The 20,810-nt window shown below is 64.4% G+C and carries 22 protein-coding genes; 14 read left to right on the forward strand and 8 right to left on the reverse strand.

The annotated features are described in order from the left end of the window. Positions 1 to 8: 8 nt before the first annotated feature. On the forward strand, positions 9 to 824 hold the full coding sequence (locus BRA1417_RS0120250; protein ID WP_027517373.1) for an energy transducer TonB: 816 nt from the start codon (positions 9 to 11) through the stop codon (positions 822 to 824). Here the strand turns inward: BRA1417_RS0120250 and BRA1417_RS0120255 are convergent. From BRA1417_RS0120255 to BRA1417_RS0120265, 3 genes are all read right to left on the reverse strand, one after another. Continuing rightward, positions 812 to 1,234: a hypothetical protein gene (locus tag BRA1417_RS0120255; RefSeq protein WP_027517374.1), complete on the reverse strand. Its 423-nt coding sequence runs from the start codon at positions 1,232 to 1,234 to the stop codon at positions 812 to 814. The two genes, BRA1417_RS0120250 and BRA1417_RS0120255, sit on opposite strands and share 13 nt — an antisense overlap. A gap of 65 nt (positions 1,235 to 1,299) precedes the next feature. Beyond that, complete coding sequence (locus BRA1417_RS0120260) at positions 1,300 to 1,980, reverse strand: site-2 protease family protein (RefSeq protein ID WP_027517375.1); 681 nt, start codon at positions 1,978 to 1,980, stop codon at positions 1,300 to 1,302. A gap of 72 nt (positions 1,981 to 2,052) precedes the next feature. Further along, complete coding sequence (locus BRA1417_RS0120265) at positions 2,053 to 2,919, reverse strand: LysR substrate-binding domain-containing protein (protein ID WP_027517376.1); 867 nt, start codon at positions 2,917 to 2,919, stop codon at positions 2,053 to 2,055. A 90-nt stretch (positions 2,920 to 3,009) separates the two neighbouring features. On the opposite strand from BRA1417_RS0120265, the gene BRA1417_RS0120270 reads away from it, so the two are divergent. Continuing rightward, positions 3,010 to 3,921: a DMT family transporter gene (locus tag BRA1417_RS0120270; RefSeq protein WP_035969432.1), complete on the forward strand. Its 912-nt coding sequence runs from the start codon at positions 3,010 to 3,012 to the stop codon at positions 3,919 to 3,921. A 2-nt stretch (positions 3,922 to 3,923) separates the two neighbouring features. Here BRA1417_RS0120270 and BRA1417_RS0120275 read toward each other — a convergent pair whose 3' ends face one another. From BRA1417_RS0120275 to BRA1417_RS0120295, 5 genes are all read right to left on the reverse strand, one after another. Beyond that, entirely contained in the window at positions 3,924 to 4,316 is a 393-nt protein-coding gene (locus BRA1417_RS0120275) for a GFA family protein (RefSeq protein ID WP_027517378.1), read from the reverse strand. A 7-nt stretch (positions 4,317 to 4,323) separates the two neighbouring features. Beyond that, positions 4,324 to 5,070, reverse strand: coding sequence for an SDR family NAD(P)-dependent oxidoreductase (locus BRA1417_RS0120280; protein ID WP_027517379.1), 747 nt, complete (start codon positions 5,068 to 5,070; stop codon positions 4,324 to 4,326). 27 nt (positions 5,071 to 5,097) lie between these two features. Further along, positions 5,098 to 5,829, reverse strand: coding sequence for an SDR family oxidoreductase (locus BRA1417_RS0120285; protein WP_027517380.1), 732 nt, complete (start codon positions 5,827 to 5,829; stop codon positions 5,098 to 5,100). 132 nt (positions 5,830 to 5,961) lie between these two features. Further along, positions 5,962 to 7,791, reverse strand: coding sequence for an IlvD/Edd family dehydratase (locus BRA1417_RS0120290; RefSeq protein ID WP_027517381.1), 1,830 nt, complete (start codon positions 7,789 to 7,791; stop codon positions 5,962 to 5,964). Positions 7,792 to 7,913: 122 nt separating this feature from the next. After that, positions 7,914 to 9,014 carry a LacI family DNA-binding transcriptional regulator gene (locus tag BRA1417_RS0120295; protein WP_027517382.1) on the reverse strand — a complete coding sequence of 367 codons (1,101 nt, stop codon included), beginning with the start codon at positions 9,012 to 9,014 and terminating at the stop codon, positions 7,914 to 7,916. Positions 9,015 to 9,216: 202 nt separating this feature from the next. Here BRA1417_RS0120295 and BRA1417_RS0120300 point away from each other — a divergent pair, with 202 nt between their 5' ends. The 12 genes from BRA1417_RS0120300 to BRA1417_RS0120355 all read left to right on the forward strand — a co-directional run bounded on the left by BRA1417_RS0120300 (position 9,217) and on the right by BRA1417_RS0120355 (position 20,679). After that, positions 9,217 to 10,278, forward strand: coding sequence for an ABC transporter ATP-binding protein (locus BRA1417_RS0120300; protein ID WP_007592328.1), 1,062 nt, complete (start codon positions 9,217 to 9,219; stop codon positions 10,276 to 10,278). Between the two features lie 78 nt (positions 10,279 to 10,356). Beyond that, a complete protein-coding gene (locus BRA1417_RS0120305; protein WP_027517383.1) occupies positions 10,357 to 11,670 on the forward strand; it encodes an ABC transporter substrate-binding protein in 1,314 nt (437 codons plus the stop codon). 66 nt (positions 11,671 to 11,736) lie between these two features. After that, positions 11,737 to 12,684: a carbohydrate ABC transporter permease gene (locus tag BRA1417_RS0120310; protein WP_027517384.1), complete on the forward strand. Its 948-nt coding sequence runs from the start codon at positions 11,737 to 11,739 to the stop codon at positions 12,682 to 12,684. A gap of 1 nt (position 12,685) precedes the next feature. Beyond that, positions 12,686 to 13,561, forward strand: coding sequence for a carbohydrate ABC transporter permease (locus tag BRA1417_RS0120315; protein WP_007592322.1), 876 nt, complete (start codon positions 12,686 to 12,688; stop codon positions 13,559 to 13,561). A 79-nt stretch (positions 13,562 to 13,640) separates the two neighbouring features. Then, complete coding sequence (gene denD / locus BRA1417_RS0120320; protein WP_027517385.1) at positions 13,641 to 14,627, forward strand: D-erythronate dehydrogenase; 987 nt, start codon at positions 13,641 to 13,643, stop codon at positions 14,625 to 14,627. Between the two features lie 23 nt (positions 14,628 to 14,650). Next, positions 14,651 to 15,631 (forward strand): sugar kinase, encoded by a 981-nt coding sequence (locus tag BRA1417_RS0120325; protein WP_027517386.1) that lies wholly within the window; start codon positions 14,651 to 14,653, stop codon positions 15,629 to 15,631. Between the two features lie 13 nt (positions 15,632 to 15,644). Continuing rightward, positions 15,645 to 16,295 (forward strand): bifunctional 4-hydroxy-2-oxoglutarate aldolase/2-dehydro-3-deoxy-phosphogluconate aldolase, encoded by a 651-nt coding sequence (gene eda, locus BRA1417_RS0120330; protein ID WP_027517387.1) that lies wholly within the window; start codon positions 15,645 to 15,647, stop codon positions 16,293 to 16,295. A 59-nt stretch (positions 16,296 to 16,354) separates the two neighbouring features. Continuing rightward, positions 16,355 to 17,524: an acetyl-CoA acetyltransferase gene (locus tag BRA1417_RS0120335; RefSeq protein ID WP_027517388.1), complete on the forward strand. Its 1,170-nt coding sequence runs from the start codon at positions 16,355 to 16,357 to the stop codon at positions 17,522 to 17,524. 114 nt (positions 17,525 to 17,638) lie between these two features. Then, on the forward strand, positions 17,639 to 17,845 hold the full coding sequence (locus tag BRA1417_RS0120340; RefSeq protein WP_027517389.1) for a hypothetical protein: 207 nt from the start codon (positions 17,639 to 17,641) through the stop codon (positions 17,843 to 17,845). 121 nt (positions 17,846 to 17,966) lie between these two features. Beyond that, positions 17,967 to 19,190, forward strand: a complete 1,224-nt coding sequence (locus tag BRA1417_RS0120345; protein WP_027517390.1) for a CaiB/BaiF CoA-transferase family protein — start codon at positions 17,967 to 17,969, stop codon at positions 19,188 to 19,190. Continuing rightward, complete coding sequence (locus BRA1417_RS0120350; protein WP_027517391.1) at positions 19,187 to 20,323, forward strand: thiolase family protein; 1,137 nt, start codon at positions 19,187 to 19,189, stop codon at positions 20,321 to 20,323. Before BRA1417_RS0120345 ends, BRA1417_RS0120350 begins: the two co-directional genes overlap by 4 nt. Beyond that, entirely contained in the window at positions 20,320 to 20,679 is a 360-nt protein-coding gene (locus tag BRA1417_RS0120355; RefSeq protein WP_027517392.1) for a Zn-ribbon domain-containing OB-fold protein, read from the forward strand. Before BRA1417_RS0120350 ends, BRA1417_RS0120355 begins: the two co-directional genes overlap by 4 nt. Positions 20,680 to 20,810 lie beyond the last annotated feature (131 nt).

The following is a 20,810-nucleotide window of genomic DNA, read 5'->3' on the forward strand; positions in this document are numbered from 1 at the left end:
GCCCCGCGATGTCGGACGAGTCCAGACCAGCCCGGACGCTTTGGATTTTGGCGGCTCTGGCGGCGCTCGCGCTCCATCTGGGTGGTGCCGCGCTCGCGCTGGCGCACCTGCGAGCCGATGACGGTGACGACGGCCTCGGCGCGGCCGGCGCGGAGTTCGCTGTCGAGATGGCCTCGCCGAAGGCGCCTGACACCGATCTTCCGCCGGGACCGGATAGCGAAGCGATGCAGGAGCAGCAGGCGCTTCCCGAGCAAAAGGCCGAGACCAAGGAAACCGAACTTCCAAAGGATCAGTCACAACAGGTCGACGATCCCGATCGGGTCGTCACCGAGAACATCTCCAAGAAGCCGCAGGACGAGGATCCGAAGATTGCGGCGGTCGAAACGCCCGCTGCGGAGGCCTCGCCGAAGTCCGTTGCGACGGCGCGGCAGACGCTCGACGAGGACGCGCGCGAGGCCGAGAAGGCGCTGGCTCCTGTGCTGGGCATCGGCAAGGACATCTTGAAGATAACGGCCGACTGGAACCGCAAGATTAGCGCGCACCTTACGGCCCACAAGGTCAATCCGGAGGGCAAGGAGCCCAACAATCAGAAGGTCAAGGTCAGCTTCGCGATCAACCGACGGGGTAACGTGCTTTCAGTCGACGTTGTCGAGTCGTCCGGGGATGCAGCTTACGATGCGGCGGCGATCTCGATTGTCCGCAAATCCGATCCCATCCCGCAGCCGCCCGCCAGCCTGACCGACGACCGGTTCGAGCGCACCGTCGACATCATCTTCACGCCGCCGGACGCAAAGAAAAAGAAGAAGTCGGCTCAGCGCCAGTAGAGCCGGATCCCGACATAGACCACGACCAGGCAGGCGAAGATCAGGGCCACAGGGAGCGGCCGTTTCTGGGTCGCGCCCGCGGTCGCTGCCCCGAAGAAACTGGCCTTCTTCGGTTTCGGGTCTGGGCGGCGGAAAGCGGTAACATTGTCCGCCGCCGGTTCGGCCGCCCGGGGGCGGACGTCAGGCGGGGTTCCCGCGCCGCCCATCTCGGCATAGTAGGCCTTGTAGATGGCGCCGATGGTGGCCTCGGTAGCCTCGCCCTCGTTCATCTGCGCCTGCAGGTTCTTGTAGCTCGCGAGGAATTCCTGCGCCCCCGGAGGCAGCGCAGACGACCCGTTGAGCTTGGCCATCATCTTCCAGGTGGCGAAATCGGCGCGGGCGCGGGTGTCGGCGCGTCGCGCGATCAGCATATCGGCAGCTTTGACCAAGTCGGCCTCGAGCCCTTCGGCTTGTGTTCGGGTGTGTCGCTGTTCAACTACGCATTGCCGGTCAGGAAGAGAACAGCCTGAATCACATAACCGGTCAACGTTCGCAGTATTGCTGAAATAACATCAAGATTTAGACCGAACTGGGAGCCCGCCAGCGGTAGCAGGATCAGCAGACCGATCAGGATCAGCATCCCGAACGGCTCGAGCCGCGCCAGCGGCATGGCGAGCGGCCGGGGCAGCAGCCCGACCGCGACGCGTCCGCCGTCGAGCGGCGGGATCGGCATCATGTTGAACACCGCCAGCACCGCGTTGATCAGCAGTGCGTTCTTGAGATTGTCGAAGATCCATTGCGCCGAGTTGGCCGGAGCCCAGGAGAGGGCGTGCAGGGCAAGAGCCGCGGCCAGCGCCAGCAGGATGTTGGTGGCGGGCCCGGCCAGCGCCACCCATACCATGCCGAGCCTGGGGTCGTTGAGCTTGCGGAAATTCACCGGCACAGGCTTGGCATAGCCAAACAGGAACGGCGAATGCGCGAACAGCAGCATCGCCGGCAATATCACCGTTCCGAACGGGTCGATGTGGCGAAGCGGGTTGAAGCTGACACGGCCCAGCTGCCATGCGGTGTCGTCACCGAGACGATATGCGACGAAGGCGTGCGCAGCCTCGTGGAAGGTGATGGCGAGCACCAGCGGCAGCACCCACACCGAGAGGTCATACAAAGAAACATTCACGGCTCGTCCGTCCCGGTTTGCCTGCGGTCTTGCAGCCGACCCAGCCAACCGGTGGTGCAGCAACCATTCACCTCAACATAGGGTGGCCGGTTCCGAAATGCCACGCCGCAAATAATCCGCCAGCAGTGCGCCGGCCCGCGACAGGTTGCGCGCGCAATGGAGGCGGATGTCCGCCGCCGGCAGCGGCGGCAGGCCGTCGCGCTCCGACAGGACGTGCAGGCGAGGGGGCAGAGTGCCGGCTTTCACGACCGTGATCGCGAGGCCCTCCGCTGCGATCGCCTCCACCGCGGCAAGGGTGCGGCTGACAAAGGCGAGCCGCCAGGGGCGGCCGGCGGCATCGAGGGCCTCCGCGGCCCATTGCCGGAACAGGCAGCCCGGCGGGTAGAGCGCGACGGGCAGCGTGTCCTGTGCCTGTGCCGGATACGATCTGGCCGCGACCCACACCGCCTGCTCGCGTCGCAATAGCTCACCATCGCCGCATCCTTCGGGATGCATGGCGATGACGAGGTCATAGGCGTCGCCGAGTCGCGCCGGCATCGTCGCGGTCAGCCCGGTCTCGATCTCGATCCGGATCTCCGGATGGCATTTGGCAAAATGCGCCAGCAGGGGCGGAATGACGATCGTGCCGTAATCGTCCATCACGCCAAGGCGGACCACGGCTTCGCGCCGGCCCGTGCGAAGCACGTCGACCGCCTCCGCATTGAGGTCGAGAAGCCGCTTCGCATAGACGCGGAACTCGTGACCTGTGGCGCTCAGTGCCGCGCCCTCCCTCGTGCGGTGAAACAGCCGGACGCCGAGCTGCCCTTCGAGACGCCTGATCTGGACGCTCACCGCCGACTGGGTGCGGTTGAGCACGTGGGCTGCGCGCGTGAACGAGCGATGCTCGGCAACTGCGAGAAAGGCCTTCAGCAGATCGGGATCTAGGACGGGTGCGGTCATGACGAAAACTTATCCCAGCATGACGGAAATTCCATTCCCTGTTTCGGCGCCCCTCGTATGCTGCCCCTGGAGCTCATGGAGGGGGGAAGCGTGGGCGAGATTTTCGGCGTATTCGCCGCCATCCTGTCGAGTGCACTCGGTGGCACCTCGATCGGCGCCACGCGCTACCTCGTCAGCGCGATCGATCCGCTGGCGATCGGCTCGTTCCGGTTCGGGATCGGCTTTCTCCTGCTGTTGCCCCTGACGCTGCTGCGCAGCGACCGCTGGCCGGGGCGAGGGGACTGGGCCGCCGCGGTCGGGCTCGGCTTCCTGTTCTTTGCTCTGTTCCCAATTCTGTTCAATGCATCCTTGATCTTCACGACCGCCGCGCGCGGCGCGCTCGCTTTGTCGACGCTGCCGCTGTTGTCGCTCGTGATCGGGGCTGCGCTTGGCGCCGAGGCTCTGACCTGGCGCAAATCGATGGGCGTCATGATTGCGACGTCTGGCGTTGCCGTAGCGCTCCTCTCCGATCTGACCTCGGCGCCGCCTGGCGCCTGGCGCGGCGATCTCCTGATGATGGCGGCGGCGCTGTGCATGGCGCTCTACGGCATCTGGTCGAAGCCGCTGATCCGGCGCTCCAGCCCGCTTGCCTTCACGGCCATGAGCATGGCGGTGGGCGCGGCCTGCCTCATCCTGCTCTCATATGCCCGCGACAGCTTTGCGCCTGTCGCCGGCTTCGGCGCGCCGCAATGGCTGGCCGCATTCTATCTCGGCGCCTTCGGCGCGGCGCTGACCTTCTATCTCTGGGCTTTCGCGCTGGAGCGGACGACGCCGACGCGTGTTGCGATCTCGGTGACGGTCAATCCGATCACCGCGTCGCTGGTCGGCGCCTGGTTGCTGAACGAGCCGTTGCGCTGGAATCTGGCGGCGGGCATCGTCGCGGTGTTCGCCGGGATCTGGATCGCGACGACGACGCGCAAGCGTGCCCGGGCGTCGAGCGCGTCTGCGTCAGGCCAAGCCTGACGTCACGCCGGAATTGTTCCCGGATATTGTGTCAGCCCGTCGTCGAGCTTCAGCCAGGCGAGCTTCTCCGAGACCCAGATGTGCTCGGTCGGCGCAAAGGCGTTGCGATCGTCGAAGGTCGCCAGCGCGACGCCAGCCAGTGTGCCATTGCGCCGCCAGGCGAACAGCCGCGTGCCGCACCGCTTGCAGAACACGCGGTCGATGTGCTCGGACGACGCATAGCGGTCGGTGTCGCCCTCGATGGTCAGTGCGCGCTGATCGAACTGCGCCCGGACGAAAAAAGGCGAGCCCATCGCTTTCTGGCATATGCGGCAATGGCAGACGCGAACGTTGAGCGGCTCACCTTCCGCCTTGAACCGCACCGCGCCGCACAGGCATCCGCCTTCTCTGACCATGGTGTCCTCAATAGGTTGCGCGTCCCCCGGAAATATCAAACACCGCGCCGGTGGAGAAGGCACAATCCTCGGATGCGAGCCAGGCCGCCATCGCGGCGAGCTCTTCCACCAGCACGAAGCGGCCTTTTGGAATCTTCGACAGCATGAAGTCGATATGCTGCTGCGTCATCTGGTCGAAGATCGCGGTCTTCGCAGCCGCGGGCGTCACCGCGTTGACGAGGATGTCATGTGCCGCCAGTTCCTTGCCGAGCGACTTCGTCAGCGCGATCAGGCCGGCCTTGGACGCCGAATAGTGCGAGGCGTTGGGATTGCCTTCCTTGCCGGCGATCGAGGCGATGTTGACGATGCGCCCGTATTTTTGCTTGAGCATCGCGGGCACGATCGCCTTGCAGACGATGAAGGGGCCGTCGAGGTTGATGCGCAGAACTTTCCGCCATTCCTCGAGATCGGTCTCCCAGACCGGCTTGTTGACCCCGGCGATTCCGGCATTGTTGACGAGGATGTCGATGTTGCCGAAGGCAGCAAGCGTCGCGTCGCGCGCCTGCTCGACGGCCGCGGTATCGGTGACGTCGACCTTGAAGACGCGGGCGTTATCGCCGATTTCCTTTGCCGTCTTCTCGGCGAGGGCTGCATCAAAATCCCAGATCGCGACCTTGGCGCCGGAGGCGACGAAGCGCTGAACGATGGCGCGGCCAAAGCCCTGCGCGCCGCCGGTGACGATGGCGACACGGTCGTTGAGATCGATCTTGTTCATGCTGGATGCCTTCTGGATGCCTTGGCGTCAGAGCATGTAGCCGCCGTCGACGACGAGGTCGACGCCGGTGGTGAAGGCGCTCTCGTCACTGCCGAGATAGACCGCCATGGACGCGATCTCGTCGGCGGTGCCGAGCCGGCCCATCTTCTGGCGGGAGACGAACATCTCCTTGCCCTGCGGCCCTTGCGCCGCGGCGCGGTCGAGCATCGAAGGCGTCTCGACGGTGCCGGGGCAGATGCTGTTGCAGCGGATGCCCTTGGTGATGAAGTCGAGCGCGACCGCGCGCGTCAGCAGCGACACCGCGGCCTTCGAGGAGCTGTAGACGTAGCGGTTGGCCGGCGGCCGCAGCGCCGCGCAGGAGGAGATGTTGACGATACTGCCGCCGCCGCCCGCGAGCATGTCCGGCAGGAAGGCCCTGATGGTCCGGTGCATCGACTTGACGTTGAGGTCGAACGAGAAATCAAAATCCTCTTCCGAACACTCGAGAATGGTGCCGTGATGCACGAAGCCCGCCGCGTTGAGCAGGATGTCGACCTTGCCGACGCGCTTGGCGAAGGCGTTGACGTCGGCGGTGTTGCGAACGTCGAGCTTCGCGGTTTCGGCGATACCTTCCTTGGCCAGGCTCGCGATGCCGCTCTCGTTGATGTCGGTGGCGACGACGGTCGCGCCTTCACGCGCGAATGCGACGGCGCATGCGCGTCCGATGCCTGCCGCTGCAGCCGTGATGACGGCGCGCTTTCCCTTGAGGCGGTCTGCCATTTTTTCTTCTCCCTTGCCTGAAAGTTCTATTGGATCGTCATTGCGAGAAGCACTTGCGACGAAGCAATCCAGACTGTCTCCGCGGAGATAGCTCTGGATTGCTTCGCTGCGCTCGCAATGACGGTGTGGCTATCAGTGATTATCCCGCGCCACACCAAAGCTGCCGGCGACGTTCTGGTAGCGCGTGGCGAGCTCCATGCAGGCGCCGGTCGCGTGCTGGCCGACCGTGTTGCGATAAAGCTCCTGCCACGGCGTCTGGTTCGGCGGATGCTTGAAGCCGCCATTGGCCTTGAGCTCGGCGTGGCGCTTCTTCACCTCGTCGTCGGAGATCAGAATGTTGGCGCTGCCCTTGTTCAGATCGACGCGCACCTTGTCGCCGTTCCTGAGGATCGCGAGCCCGCCATTGGCGGCGGCTTCCGGCGAAGCATTGAGGATCGAAGGCGAGCCCGAGGTGCCCGACTGCCGGCCGTCGCCGATGCAGGGCAGGGACATGATGCCACGTTTGATCAGCGCCGCAGGCGGCTGCATGTTCACGACCTCGGCGCCGCCGGGATAGCCGATCGGGCCGGTGCCGCGGATGAACAGCACGCAGCGCTCGTCGATCTCGAGCGAGGGATCGTCGATCCGCTCGTGATAGTCCTCAGGCCCCTCGAACACGACGGCGCGGCCCTCGAAGGCATTGAGATCGGTCGGATTGCTGAGATAGCGGTCGCGAAATTCCTTGGAGATCACGCTGGTCTTCATGATCGCGGAATCGAACAGATTGCCGCGCAGCACCAGGAACCCGGCGTCCTTCACCAGCGGCTTGTCGTAAGACCAGATCACGTCGTTGTCAGGCTTTGGCGCATTGGCGCAGTTCTCGCCGATGCCGCGGCCGTTGACCGTGACAGCGTTCTCGTGGATCCGGTTGTGCTTCATCAATTCGCGCACCACGGCCGGCACGCCGCCGGCGCGGTGGAATTCCTCGCCGAGATAGAAGCCGGCCGGCTGCATGTTGACCAGGAGCGGCACGTCGTGGCCGACCTTCTGCCAATCGTCGATCGAGAGCTCGACGCCGATGTGGCGCGCCAGCGCGTTGATGTGGATCGGCGCGTTGGTCGAGCCGCCGATCGCCGAATTGATCACGATGCAGTTCTCGAACGCCTCGCGGGTCAGGATGTCCGAAGGCTTGAGGTCTTCCCAGACCATGTCGACGATGCGTTTTCCTGTCTCGTAGGCGATCTGGCCGCGCTCGCGATAGGGGGCGGGGATCGCCGCGCAGCCCGGCAGCGAGAAGCCGAGCGCTTCCGCAAGCCCGTTCATGGTCGAGGCGGTGCCCATGGTGTTGCAATGGCCGACCGAGGGCGCCGATGACGCCACGATCTCCATGAACTCTTCATAGTCGATCTCGCCGGCGGCGAGCCGCTCGCGCGATTTCCAGACGATGGTGCCGGAGCCGGTGCGCTCGCCATTGTGCCAGCCGTTCAGCATCGGCCCGCCCGACAGCACGATCGCGGGCAGGTTGACGGTCGCCGCCGCCATCATGCAGGCAGGCGTGGTCTTGTCGCAGCCGGTGGTCAGCACTACGCCGTCGAGCGGATAGCCATAGAGGATTTCGACGAGGCCGAGATAAGCGAGGTTGCGGTCGAGCGCCGCGGTCGGGCGCTTGCCGGTCTCTTGGATCGGATGGGTCGGGAATTCCATCGCAATGCCGCCGGCCTCGCGGATGCCTTCGCGGACGCGATGGGCAAGCTCGATATGGTGGCGGTTGCAGGGGGAGAGGTCGTTGCCGGTCTGCGCGATGCCGATGATCGGCTTGCCGGACTGGAGCTCGGCGCGGGTGAGACCGTAGTTCAAATAGCGCTCCATATAGAGCGCGGTCATGCCCGGATTATGCGGATTGTTGAACCATTCCTGCGAGCGGAGGTGGCGGCGAGCGCCGTTGCCGGCGGGGGCATGCCCATTGGTTGGTTTTTTTGTCATTGGTTTCTCCTGCAATGCAAACGCACTGGCGTCCGTTTTAGGGTATCGGCTTGTGCGATGCCCAACGGCGCGAGCGACGATTTGCCTGCCCGCTGGCGGGTCGTTTCCTCACAAATCCGATACTAATCATGGCCGCTTGGTAACGCTACCATTTTGTTCGCAGCGCCCGTGCCTGAAGTGGCTGGCCAGTTGTCCGACCGCCGGGCCAACGAGCTTTGCCGCTCGATCACCTTGAAGCCGAGATCGAGCACCGGATGCTCCGGGCGCCGTCCGTCGATCGCATCGATCAGCATGCTGGCGGCCGTGTTACCCATCTCGTAGCGGTTGGTGCGCACGCTCGTGAGAGTCGGGACGGCGGAGGCCATGAATTCGAGATCGTTGAAGCCGACAATCGCGATCTGTTCGGGGACCGCGATCTCGCGGCGCTTGCATTCGAACAGCACACCCAGCGCGAGGTCGTCATTGGCGCAGAACACCGCGTCCATGCCGGGCTCCCGCGCCAGGAGATCGGTGAACAGGGCGCCGCCGAGCGTCACCGAGGTCGGTGTCGCCGTCGTCACGACGAGGCGTTGCTCGAACAGCCCTGCGTCCTTCATGGCCGAGACGTACCCGTCGAGCCGCCGCTGCACCCGCGGATCCATCCGCGCGCCGACGAAGCCAATCTTGCGGTGACCTTGTGCAAACAGATGCGCAACTGCGGCACGGGCTGCTTCATAGTGCGAAAAGCCGATCATCATGTCGATCGGATTGGGCCCGATCTCCATGATTTGCACGATTGGGCAGTCGGCGGCATCGAGCATCGCGCGCGATTCCGTGGTCTGGTCGATGCCGGTGACAATCAGCCCGGCGGGCTTCTGCGCAAGAAACAGGCGCAGCAGCTTCTCCTCCTGGAGGATACTGTAGCGTGTGTTGGACAGCTGGATCGAGTAATGGCTGTTTTCGGAGGCGTCGTAGATGCCGCGCAGCACGTCGGAGAACACATTATTGGTTAGTGACGGAATCAAGACACCGATCACCTCGGTGCGTTGCGAGGCCAACGCGCGTGCCGCCAGGTTCGGCACATAGCCGAGCTCCCTGGCCGCGCTCTCGACCCGGGTCCGCTTGGCGACCGACAGCGCCTCGGGATTGCGGAAGAAGCGGGACGCCGTGATCGGGCTGACGCCGGCAAGCTCGGCGACTTCCGCCAGCCGGATTTTGCCTGACTTGGTGCGGTTTCGACCCATTTGCTGCTCATAACACACTCACTGTCGCAAACAAAGGAACGTTGACAGCGCTACCAGCACGGACTAACCAAAGACAAATTGCCAAAACCGCACAAACTGCCGACAATGTCGCCCGCCAAGGTTGGGCTTCGTTCGGTGAAGTCTGAAAAAACAAGACGGTCGCGGCGCGAGAGGCGTCGTGGACTTTCGAGGAGGGAGCTAGATGTCGTCTGTGCAAATCCGCGACGTGCGGAAATCGTTCGGCAATTTTGAAGTACTGCACGGCGTTTCGATTCCGATCGAGGACGGCCAGTTCGTCGTCCTGGTTGGCCCCTCCGGCTGCGGCAAGTCGACGCTTCTGCGCATGCTCGCCGGTCTCGAGAACATCACCTCAGGCACGATTTCGATTGGCGACCGCGTCGTCAACAATGTCCAGCCCAAGGAGCGGGACATTGCGATGGTGTTCCAGAATTACGCGCTCTATCCGCATATGACGGTCGGCGAGAACATGGGGTTCTCGATGAAGCTGCGGGGCGAGAGCACCGAAGAGATCAACAAGCGCGTCAAGCGCGCCGCCGAAATCCTGGCCCTGTCGCCGCTGCTCGAACGGTATCCGCGCCAGCTCTCCGGCGGTCAGCGCCAGCGCGTCGCCATGGGCCGCGCCATCGTGCGCGATCCGCAGGTGTTCCTGTTCGACGAGCCCTTATCGAACCTCGACGCCAAGCTGCGCGTCGCGATGCGCACCGAGATCAAGGAATTGCACCAGCGGCTGAAGACCACGACCGTCTACGTCACCCACGATCAGATCGAGGCCATGACCATGGCCGACAAGATCGTCGTCATGCATGACGGCATCGTCGAGCAGATGGGTACGCCGCTCGAGCTCTACGACAAGCCCGAGAACCAGTTCGTCGCCGGCTTTATCGGCTCGCCGTCCATGAACTTCCTGAAGGGTCATGTGCGCGTCAACGGCGTTGCGACCTTCGAGGGGCCGAATGGCGTCAAGCTGCCGCTCAGGAACGCGCCGGCGGCGTCCGACGGCCGTCCTGTCGTTTACGGCGTGCGTCCCGAGCATTTCACCATCGCGGACGACGGCGCCGATGCCGAGATCGTGGTGGTCGAACCGACCGGCTCGGAAACCCAGGTATTTGCGAAGCTCGGCGGTGAGCAGGTCGTCGCAGTCTTCCGCGAACGTCACCAGTTCAACCCGGGTGACAAGGTTAAGCTGAAGCCCGATCCCTCCGTGATTCATCTGTTCGACGAGGCGACGGGCAAACGCGTGTAGCGACGCCGAAGAACTGCCCAAGCAGAACTGCCCAATACGAGACGACCCAATACAAATATAAAATTTAGGGAGAGAACGATGAGCGATTTCGACAGGCGAAGTGTGCTTAAAGTCGGTCTGGGCGGCGCGGCGCTGCTGGCCGGCCCGGGCATCGTGCCGGTGCGCGCGGCGGAGTGGACCAACACGCCCGAGCCGAACGCTTCCATCCGCGTCTTGCGCTGGAAGCAGTTCATTCAGGCCGAGTTCGACAAATTCGCCGAGCAGACCAAGGCGTTCTCCGAGAAGACCGGCGTCAAGATCAAGCTCGAGGCCGAGAGTTGGGAGGACATCCGCCCGAAAGCCGCGGTCGCCGCCAATGTCGGCGCCGGTCCCGACCTGATCATCGGCACGCTCGATGATCCCCACAAGTTCCCGGAAAAGCTGATCGACATGACTGACGTCGCCGACTATCTCGGCGCGCAGTATGGCGGCTGGTATCCGGTTGCTGAACGCTACGGCAAGAAGGGCAACAGCTGGATCGCCATTCCGCAGGGCGCGACCGGCGGCTGCCTGAACTACCGCGTCAGCCACGTGAAGGCCGCCGGCTTCGATGAATTCCCCAAGGACACTGCCGGCTTCCTCAAGCTCTGCCAGGCGCTGAAGAAGAACAACACGCCGGCCGGCTTCGCGCTCGGCCACGCCACGGGCGACGCCAACGGCTGGTGCCAGTGGGCGCTGTGGGCCTTCGGCGGCAAGGTCGTCAACGACAAGAACGAGGTCGTGATCGACTCGCCGGAGACGATCGCCGCGCTCGAATACGTCAAGCAGCTCTACGAGACCTTCATCCCCGGCGTGCTGTCGTGGAATGACTCGAACAATAACAAGGCGTTCCTCAACGGCGAGCTCAGCCTGACGCTGAACGGCATCTCGATCTGGACGGTCGGAAAGAACTCGACCGATCCGAAGCAGCAGGAAATCGCCAAGGACATGAACCACGCGCCGATGCCGATCGGTCCCGTGGGCGTGTCGACCGAGCAGCAGAACGTGCTCGTCTATTACGGCTACAAGCACTCGAAGTATCCGAAGGCGGTCAAGGAATACATCAAGTTCATGATGGACAAGGCGAACTACGACGCCTGGGAGGTCTCCTCCAACGGCTACGTGTCGCCGCCGCTTCCGGCCTACAACGACAACCCGGTGTGGACGTCGGATCCGAAGATCACGCCGTATCGCGACTGCCTGAAGCGCTGCCGCGACAACGGCTATGCCGGCGATCTCGGCTATGCCTCCGCCGCTGTCATGGGCGACTTCGTCGTCGTCGACATGTTCGCGGAAGCCGCGTCAGGCTCCGTGACGCCGAAGGCGGCAGCCGCACGCGCGGCCGAGCGCGCCAAGCGCTACTACCAGGTCTGATCAGCGCCAATCTACGCGGCGTCCGGTTCGCTGGACGCCGCAACTTTTCGTCGAGGGGAATCCGACATGGCAGTTATGGCCGAGTCCACTGTCGCGCAGGTCAAGCGCAGCAGCTTGTGGACCAGAGCATTCGAGAGCCGGAATTTCCTCGGCGCGATGTTCATGGTGCCGGCGATCGCCATCCTCATCCTGTTTCTGGCTTACCCGCTGGCGCTGGGCTTCTGGCTCGGCATGACCGACACCAAGATCGGTGGCGCCGGGCGCTACATCGGCTTCCAGAATTTCGTCTCGCTGTCGAAGGACTCGGTGTTCTGGCTGTCGGTGTTCAACACCATCTTCTACACGGTCGCCGCCAGCGCGGTGAAATTCGCCATCGGCCTCTATTTGGCGCTGCTGCTCAACGAACGGCTACCGATGAAGTCGATGGTCCGCGCCATCGTCCTGTTGCCCTTCGTCGTGCCCACGGTGCTCTCTGCGATTGCGTTCTGGTGGATCTATGACAGCCAGTTCTCGATCATCTCCTGGGTGTTGATCAAGGCCGGCCTGATCACACGCTATATCGATTTCCTTGGCGATCCCTGGAATGCGCGCTGGTCGGTCGTCGCCGCCAATATCTGGCGCGGCGTGCCCTTCGTGGCGATCACGCTGCTGGCGGGATTACAGACCATCTCGCCCTCGCTCTATGAGGCCGCCAATCTCGACGGCGCCACCAATCTGCAGCGCTTCCGCCACATCACGCTGCCGATGCTGTCGCCGATCATCGCGGTCGTGATGACGTTCTCGGTGCTGATGACCTTCACCGACTTCCAGCTCATCTACACCATCACGCGGGGTGGGCCGATCAACTCCACCCATCTGATGGCGACGCTGTCGTTCCAGCGCGCCATCACCGGCGGCAATCTGGGCGAGGGCGCGGCGATCTCGAACGCCATGATTCCGTTCCTGGTCGCGGCGATCCTGCTCAGCTTCTTTGGGCTTCAGCGTTCCCGGTGGCAGCAGGGCGGGAGGGACTGACATGACCACTGCAGACGACCAAAGCGTCGGAATGGACTACCTCGAGAGCTTCCCGCGGAAGTTTTTTCGGGTCTACCTTCCGCTCGGCCTGATCATCTTCTTCCTGCTATTCCCGTTCTACTGGATGGCGGTCGCGACGTTCAAGCCGGACGCGGAAATGTACGACTACGAAAAGTACAATCCGTTCTGGATCGTGCACCCGACGCTGGAGCACATCAAGAAGCTGTTCTTCGACACCGACTATCCGCTCTGGATGTGGAACACCGTGATCGTCTCGGTGTCGTCGACCTTCATCTCCCTGTTCGCCAGCGTCTGCGCCGCCTACGCGATCGAGCGCTTGCGCTACAAGGGCTCGCGCTATGTCGGCCTTGCGATCTTCCTCGGCTATCTCGTGCCGCCCTCGATCCTGTTCATCCCGCTGGCGGCGATCGTGTTTCAGCTCGGCCTGTTCGACGGCAATCTGGCGCTGATCCTGACCTATCCGACCTTCCTGATCCCGTTCTGCACCTGGCTGCTGATGGGCTATTTCCGCACCATCCCCTATGAGCTGGAGGAGTGTGCGCTGATCGACGGGGCGACGCGGCTGCAGATTCTGATGAAGATCACGCTGCCGCTTTCGCTGCCGGGCGTGATCTCGGCGGGCATCTTCGCCTTCACCTTGTCCTGGAACGAGTTCATCTACGCGCTGACCTTCATCTCCTCGTCCGAGAACAAGACGATCCCCGTCGGCGCGATCACCGAGCTCGTCAATGGCGACGTCTACCATTGGGGTGCGCTGATGGCGGCGGCTCTGACCGGCTCGGTTCCCGTAGTTATCCTTTATTCCTTCTTCGTGGAGTACTATGTGTCGGCGATGACCGGCGCCGTGAAGGAATGATCGCGGGGCCTGCCTTGAGAGCGCGCCAGGACGAATCGCCGAAATCGGCGCGTTCCGGCCAATAAAAAGGAGTAGGCTCTTGCACATTCTGGTTCTTGGCGCCGCCGGCATGGTTGGCCGCAAATTGTGTGAACGGCTGTTGCGCGACGGCCGGCTCGGCAAGAGCGACATCACCAAGCTGACCATGCATGACGTGGTCGAGCCGAAGGCGCCGGAAAAGGCCGGTTTTGCCGTCGAGACCGTGTCGAGCGATTTCGCCGTGCCGGGTGCGGCCGAAAAGCTGATCGCCGGCCGTCCGGACGTGATCTTTCATCTCGCCGCGATCGTCTCGGGCGAAGCCGAGCTCGATTTCGACAAGGGCTACCGCATCAATCTCGACGGCACGCGGATGCTGCTCGATGCCGTCAGGCTCGCCGGCGGCGGCTACAAGCCGCGCGTGGTGTTCACGTCCTCGATCGCCGTGTTCGGCGCGCCGTTCCCTGATGCGATCGGCGACGAATTCTTCCACACGCCGCTTCTGAGCTACGGTACGCAGAAGGCGATCGGCGAATTGCTGCTGGCCGACTATTCCCGCCGCGGCTTCCTCGACGGCATCGGCATCCGCCTGCCGACCATCTGCATTCGGCCCGGCCTGCCCAACAAGGCGGCATCGGGCTTCTTCTCCAACATCCTGCGCGAGCCGCTGGCCGGCAAGGAAGTGGTCCTTCCCGTGTCCGAGGACGTCCGCCATTGGCATGCCACGCCGCGCTCCGCCGTCGGCTTCCTGCTGCATGCCGGCACCATGGACCTCGCCGCGGTGGGGCCGCGCCGTAATTTGACCATGCCGGGCCTGTCGGCGACGGTTGGCGAGCAGATCGCTGCGCTGAAACGCGTTGCCGGCGACAAGGTCGCCGCCCGCATCAAGCGGGAGCCCGATCCTTTCATCGTCGGCATCGTCGGCGGCTGGCCGCGCAACTTCAATGCAAAGCGGTCGCTCGAGCTCGGCTTCACCACCGCCGAGAAGACTTTCGACGACATCATCCGCATTCACATCGAAGACGAGCTCGGCGGCAATTTCGTCGCGTGATCTCTGACTGAGCGGGTAAAGTGATGGCGAGCGTTGCTTGCATCGGCGAATGCATGGTCGAGCTCCGGCAGGCCCAGGGTGGACAATCCGCCGGACATTCCAGCGGGCAGGGTGGCGGCCTCTACTCGCGTGGATTCGGCGGCGACACTCTCAACACGGCCGTGTACCTCGCGCGGCTCGAGGTCAAGGTCGATTATTTCACCGCGCTTGGCGACGATGCCCTGAGCGATGAGATGATCGCGGCCTGGACTGCGGAGGGCGTCGGCACGAGGCGCGTCGCACGGCTGCCGGGCAAGCTGCCCGGCCTCTACATGATCCAGCTGGATGCGAAGGGCGAGCGCCAGTTCTTCCACTGGCGCGACAGTGCGGCGGCGCGCCAGCTGATGAATCTGCCTGAGACGGACGATCTCCTCAACTCCCTGATGAGCTACGACATCGTTTATCTCTCCGCGATCACGCTCTCGATCTACGACGCGGCCGGGCGCGAGCGCCTGTTCGCGGCGATCAAGCGCGCGCGCCTGCTCGGCACCCGCTTCGTGTTCGACACCAATTTCCGTGCGCGCGGATGGCCGGATCGCGACGTCGCGCGCGAGGTGTTTTCAGCGGCCTTCGCGGCCGCCGACATCGTGCTGACCTCGACCGAGGATCTGCTCGCTCTCTATCCCGGCGAAAGCCGCGAGCAGTTGATGGCGCGCATCCCGAGCCCTGAGCTGGTGTTCCGGCTCGCCGAGCCGGTCAGCCTGCTGCGTTTTCCCGGGGGGCCCTACGAGGTCCGCGCCGAGCCCATGACCAAGCCCGTGGTCGACACCACCGCGGCCGGCGACAGCTTTGCGGCGGCCTATATCGCGGCGCGGCTCGCCGGTTCCGACCCGGTCGAGGCCGCCCAGGCCGGGCACCGCCTCGCCAGCCTCGTGATCTGCTATTCCGGCGCCATCATTCCGGGGTATGCCATGCCGCCGAAGAAACGGCACCGGCCGGCGACGACGCGTCAAGCGACCAAGTGAAACGAAAGCCAAGATGACCACGACTGCCCAACAGAACCACCTTGTCGCGCTGTTCAAGGCCGCGACGGTCATTCCCGTCCTCACCATCGAGCGTATCCAGGATGCGGTGCCGCTGGCGCGTGCGCTGGTGGCCGGCGGCGTCCGCACGCTGGAGGTGACCATGCGGACCCCTGTTGCGATCGAGGCGGCGAGGGCGATGATGGCCGAGGTGCCCGAAGCGGTGGTCGGCATCGGCACGATTCTCAATCCGGCCGACTTCACCCGTGTCGAGAAGCTCGGCGTCGCCTTCGGCATCAGTCCGGGCTTGACCCCGGACCTGTTGAAGGCCGCCACCCATAGTTCCTTGCCGTTTGCGCCGGGTATCGCCACCGCGTCCGAGCTGATGATGGCGCTGTCCTACGGCTTCGACGTCGCAAAATTTTTCCCGGCCGAGCAGGCCGGCGGCATCAAGGGCCTGCGCTCGTTGGGTGGGCCGTTCCCGAACGTGCGGTTCTGCCCGACCGGCGGCGTCGGCGAGGCCAATGCGGCAACCTGGCTCGCGGAGCCCAATGTGGTCGCGGTCGGCGGTTCCTGGCTGTGCCCGACGGCGGAGATCAGGGCCGGGAACTGGGCCGGCATAACTGCCATCTGCCAGCGTACCCTCCAGGCCCTTAAACCTACGTGAAGTCTTGCCATCCCTGGGCTAAGACTTAGGTCAGCAAGAGACCGCCAGGGAGAAAGACCATGACCGCCAGCATCGTCGGATGGGCGCATACGCCGTTCGGCAAGTTCGACACCGAGACCGTGGAAAGCCTTGTGGTGAAGGTCGCCAATGAGGCGCTGGCGGATGCCGGCATTTCGGCCGGCGATGTCGACGAGATCGTGCTCGGCCATTTCAACGCCGGCTTCTCGCCCCAGGATTTTACCGCCTCGCTGGTGCTCCAGGCCGACCCGAAGCTGCGCTTCAAGCCGGCGACCCGGGTCGAGAACGCCTGCGCCACCGGCTCCGCCGCCGTCCATCAGGGCGTGCGCGCGATCGCGGCCGGCGCGGCCAGGATTGTCCTCGTCGTCGGCGTAGAACAGATGACGCGCACGCCAGGGCCGGAAATCGGCAAGAACCTGCTCAAAGCGTCCTATCTGCCTGAGGACGGCGACACCGTCGGCGGCTTCGCCGGCGTGTTCGGCAAGATCGCCAGCTCCTATTTCCAGAAATACGGCGACCAGTCCGATGCACTGGCGCTGATCGCGGCCAAGAACCACAAGAACGGCGTCGCCAATCCCTTCGCCCAGATGCGCAAGGACTTTGGCTTCGAGTTCTGCCGCGCCGAGAGCGAGAAGAACCCCTACGTTGCCGGCCCCCTGAAGCGTACCGACTGCTCGCTGGTCTCGGACGGTGCCGCTGCCCTGGTGCTGGCCGATGCGGAAACCGCCAAGGGCATGAGCAAGTCGATCGGCTTCCGCGCCACCGCGCACGCCCAGGATTTCCTGCCGATGTCCAAGCGCGACATCCTCCAGTTCGAGGGCTGTACGGTCGCCTGGCAGCGCGCGCTGGAGAAGGCGGGCGTTACACTTGCCGATCTCTCCTTCGTCGAGACCCATGACTGCTTCACAGTCGCCGAGCTGATCGAGTACGAAGCGATGGGCCTGACGCCGAGGGGGCAGGGCGCCCGCGCCATCAAGGAAGGCTGGACGCTCAAGGATGGCAAGCTGCCGGTCAATCCGTCCGGCGGCCTGAAGGCCAAGGGCCATCCGATCGGCGCCACCGGCGTCTCCATGCACGTGATGACCGCGATGCAGCTCGCCGGCCAAGCGCCCGAGGGCATGCAGCTCAAGAATGCAAAACTCGGCGGCATCTTCAACATGGGCGGTGCGGCGGTTGCCAACTACGTCTCCGTGCTGGAGCCGCTGAAGTAAGGCTGCACGGTGGGCAAGGCGCGAAGCGCCGTGCCCACTTCTTATCTTGCGCTAGATCATGGTGGGCCCGCCGGGGGCCCTTAAAGCTCATGATCGATTTGCAGGGGATGCATCATGAGCAATGACTACGAAGATTCGCTGTCGATGGACGCACTCAACGATCGCATCGCGATTCTCGAGGACAATATCCGCCAGCTCATCGAGCAGGCCGCGGCCGCCTCGGGTGAGCAGAACGAGTCGCGGATCGCGGACCGCATCAACCAGCAGAACGAGGAGCTCGACCGTCTCCTCAAGATTCGTGAATCCCGTCAGAAGAAATAGCGGCCCTTCGCCGCCGGCGCATGCGGCCATACGCCGGCCGCCCTTGCGCACGCGACGCCGCTGCCGTTAGCTGGACCGAAATCGCAGGGCTCATCTGAGCCCGCGCAATCGGGAGCGAACGATGGGACCGCTGAAGGGCATCAAGGTCGTCGACATGACCACCGTGCTGATGGGTCCCTATGCGACCCAGATGCTCGGCGACTACGGCGCAGACGTCATCAAGGTGGAATCTCTGGACGGCGACGTCACCCGCCTGATCGGTCCGATGCGGCACGCCGGCATGGGCCCGGTGTTCCTCAACACCAACCGCAGCAAGCGCTCGATCTGCCTCGACCTGAAGAAGCCCGCCGGCCGCGAGGCCGTGCTGCGCTTGCTGAAAGACGCCGACGTTCTCGTCTACAACGTCCGCCCGCAGGCGATGGCACGGCTTCAGCTGGGCTATGACGTTGTTGCCAAGATCAATCCGCGTCTGGTCTATGCCGGCGTGTTCGGCTTCGGCCAGGACGGGCCGTATGCTGCAAAGCCCGCTTATGACGATCTGATCCAGGGCGCCACCGCGCTCCCGGCCCTGATGGCGCAGACCGGTGACGGCGTGCCGCGCTATGTGCCGAACGCACTGGTCGATCGCATCGTAGGTTTGACCGCCGTCGGCGCGATCTGCGCCAGCCTCGTGCACCGCGACCGCACCGGACGTGGCCAACGCGTCGACATCCCGATGTTCGAGACCATGGCCGGCTTCGTCATGGGCGACCACATGGGCGGGCTCACCTACGAGCCCCCGCTCGACAAGGGCGGTTATGCCCGCCACCTCTCGCGCGACCGCCGGCCCTACAAGACGTCAGACGGCTATCTCAGCGTCATCGTCTACAACGACAAGCAGTGGGACAACTTCTTCAAGGCGACCGGACGCGACGATCTGCGTGCCGACGCGAAATTCGCGAGCTTCGCCGGCCGCGCCGCCAATATCGACGTCGTCTATGCCGAGCTCGCGCGCATCTTCGAGACGCGTTCCACAACGGAATGGATCGACCTGCTCACCAAGGCCGACGTGCCTGTGATGCCGATGCACGACCTCGCCTCGATGCTGCACGATGAGCATCTGGAGGCGACCAACTTTTTCCCAGTGGTGAACCATCCAACCGAAGGGCCGATCCGGAGCATGAGGGTGACGGCGACCTGGTCCGAGACCGAAGCCGAACCGGTGCGGCTCGCGCCGCAGCTCAACGAGCACGGCGCGGAAATCCTGCGTGAGGTCGGCTATGCCGCCGACGAGATCGACGCCATGGTCCGCGATGGCGTCACCCGTTCGCCGCCCCGGAATGACGATGCGCAGGTGCGCCCGTGAGCTTCATCACCGGCGTCGGCCTCACGCCTTTCGGCAGGCACGAAGGCTCGTCCTCGCTCGACCTGATGAGCAAGGCCGCGCAGTCCGCGCTCGACGACGCCGGGCTCGAGCGCGCCGAGATCGACGGCATCCTCTGCGGCTATTCCACCGTCTCGCCGCACATCATGCTGGCGACCGTCTTCGCCGAGCATTTTGGCATCCGGCCCGCTTACGCCCACGCCGTCCAGGTCGGCGGCGCCACCGGGCTCGCGATGACCATGCTCGCCCATCATCTCGTCGAAGCACGCGTCGCCCGCAATGTGCTCGTCGTCGCCGGCGAGAACCGCCTCACCGGGCAGAGCCGCGATGCCTCGATCCAGGCGCTGGCGCAGGTCGGTCATCCCGACTACGAGATGCCGCTCGGCCCGACCATTCCCGCCTATTACGGCCTCGTCGCCAACAGATACATGCACGAATACGGCGTGACGGAAGAAGACCTCGCCGAATTCGCGGTGCTCATGCGCGCCCACGCCTGCACCCATCCCGGCGCCCAATTCCGCGATCCCATCACTGTTGGCGACGTCATGGCCTCCAAGCCGGTGGCGATGCCGCTGAAGCTGCTCGATTGCTGCCCGGTGTCCGACGGCGGCGCCGCCTTCGTCATCAGCCGCGAGCGGACCGGAGTGGACGGCGTGCGCATTCGCGGCTGTGCCCAGGCCCATACCCATCAGCACGTCACTGCAGCACCCGCCCTAAGTGAACTCGGCGCCGAAATCTCCGTCGCCCGCGCCAGGGAGGCCACCGGCCTCGCGATTTCCGACGTGCGCTACGCCGCGATCTACGACAGCTTTACGATCACCCTTGCAATGCTGCTGGAAGACCTCGGTCTCGCTGGCCGCGGCGAGGCAGCCGCGCGCGTGCGCGCCGGCCATTTCAGCCGCGACGGCGCGATGCCGCTGAACACCCATGGCGGCCTGCTTAGCTACGGCCATTGCGGCGTCGGCGGCGCCATGGCGCATCTGGTCGAGGCCCATCTGCAGATGATGGGACGGGCCGCGAATCGTCAGGTGCGCGACGCCTCGATCGCGCTGCTGCACGGCGACGGCGGCGTGCTGTCGTCTCACGTCAGCATGTTCCTGGAGCGGGTGCGATGAGCGAGCGTCTAGCCGACTGGACCCAAGGTGAGCAGGTCGTCATCTTTCAGACCTGCACCTCATGCGGTCATGTGCAGTATTTCCACCGCGCCTTCTGCGCTGCCTGCGGCGCGTCCGATCCGCGCGCGCAGCGCGCCAGCGGCAAGGGCAGGGTCTACGCGACGTCGCTGGTCTGCCGCGCCGCCACGCCCGAGACGCGCGCGCACGTGCCCTACAACATCCTGCTGGTCGATTGCGCCGAGGGTTTTCGCATGATGGCGCATGGTGAGAATGATCTCGTCATCGGCGATGAGGTCAGCGCGAGCTTCAAACGGTTCGCCGGCAAGCTGGTGCCGTTCTTCGCCAAAGACGGATAGTGAAATTGGATGTAGCCCCGATTGCGCTGCTCTCCATCTGCGCTACTGCAGCAACGCAAGCGGTGGGATCCGTCATTCGGGGGCGGTCCTGAGAGACCGAGCCTGGAACGGGAATTCTGGGCCTGGCCTGT

The sequence above is a fragment of the Bradyrhizobium sp. WSM1417 genome, from assembly GCF_000515415.1.
Classification (GTDB): domain Bacteria; phylum Pseudomonadota; class Alphaproteobacteria; order Rhizobiales; family Xanthobacteraceae; genus Bradyrhizobium.

Coding starts and splice junctions, on each gene's coding strand:
- BRA1417_RS0120280 (WP_027517379.1), bottom strand. CDS start 5,070: ATGAACAAGATCGATCTCAACGACCGTGTCGCCATCGTCACCGGCGGC.
- eda (WP_027517387.1), top strand. CDS start 15,645: ATGACCACGACTGCCCAACAGAACCACCTTGTCGCGCTGTTCAAGGCC.
- BRA1417_RS0120345 (WP_027517390.1), top strand. CDS start 17,967: ATGGGACCGCTGAAGGGCATCAAGGTCGTCGACATGACCACCGTGCTG.
- BRA1417_RS0120310 (WP_027517384.1), top strand. CDS start 11,737: ATGGCAGTTATGGCCGAGTCCACTGTCGCGCAGGTCAAGCGCAGCAGC.
- BRA1417_RS0120250 (WP_027517373.1), top strand. CDS start 9: ATGTCGGACGAGTCCAGACCAGCCCGGACGCTTTGGATTTTGGCGGCT.
- BRA1417_RS0120335 (WP_027517388.1), top strand. CDS start 16,355: ATGACCGCCAGCATCGTCGGATGGGCGCATACGCCGTTCGGCAAGTTC.
- BRA1417_RS0120275 (WP_027517378.1), bottom strand. CDS start 4,316: ATGGTCAGAGAAGGCGGATGCCTGTGCGGCGCGGTGCGGTTCAAGGCG.
- BRA1417_RS0120290 (WP_027517381.1), bottom strand. CDS start 7,791: ATGACAAAAAAACCAACCAATGGGCATGCCCCCGCCGGCAACGGCGCT.
- BRA1417_RS0120355 (WP_027517392.1), top strand. CDS start 20,320: ATGAGCGAGCGTCTAGCCGACTGGACCCAAGGTGAGCAGGTCGTCATC.
- BRA1417_RS0120315 (WP_007592322.1), top strand. CDS start 12,686: ATGACCACTGCAGACGACCAAAGCGTCGGAATGGACTACCTCGAGAGC.
- BRA1417_RS0120285 (WP_027517380.1), bottom strand. CDS start 5,829: ATGGCAGACCGCCTCAAGGGAAAGCGCGCCGTCATCACGGCTGCAGCG.
- BRA1417_RS0120255 (WP_027517374.1), bottom strand. CDS start 1,234: ATGCTGATCGCGCGACGCGCCGACACCCGCGCCCGCGCCGATTTCGCC.
- BRA1417_RS0120325 (WP_027517386.1), top strand. CDS start 14,651: ATGGCGAGCGTTGCTTGCATCGGCGAATGCATGGTCGAGCTCCGGCAG.
- BRA1417_RS0120340 (WP_027517389.1), top strand. CDS start 17,639: ATGAGCAATGACTACGAAGATTCGCTGTCGATGGACGCACTCAACGAT.
- BRA1417_RS0120265 (WP_027517376.1), bottom strand. CDS start 2,919: ATGACCGCACCCGTCCTAGATCCCGATCTGCTGAAGGCCTTTCTCGCA.
- BRA1417_RS0120300 (WP_007592328.1), top strand. CDS start 9,217: ATGTCGTCTGTGCAAATCCGCGACGTGCGGAAATCGTTCGGCAATTTT.
- BRA1417_RS0120295 (WP_027517382.1), bottom strand. CDS start 9,014: ATGGGTCGAAACCGCACCAAGTCAGGCAAAATCCGGCTGGCGGAAGTC.
- BRA1417_RS0120305 (WP_027517383.1), top strand. CDS start 10,357: ATGAGCGATTTCGACAGGCGAAGTGTGCTTAAAGTCGGTCTGGGCGGC.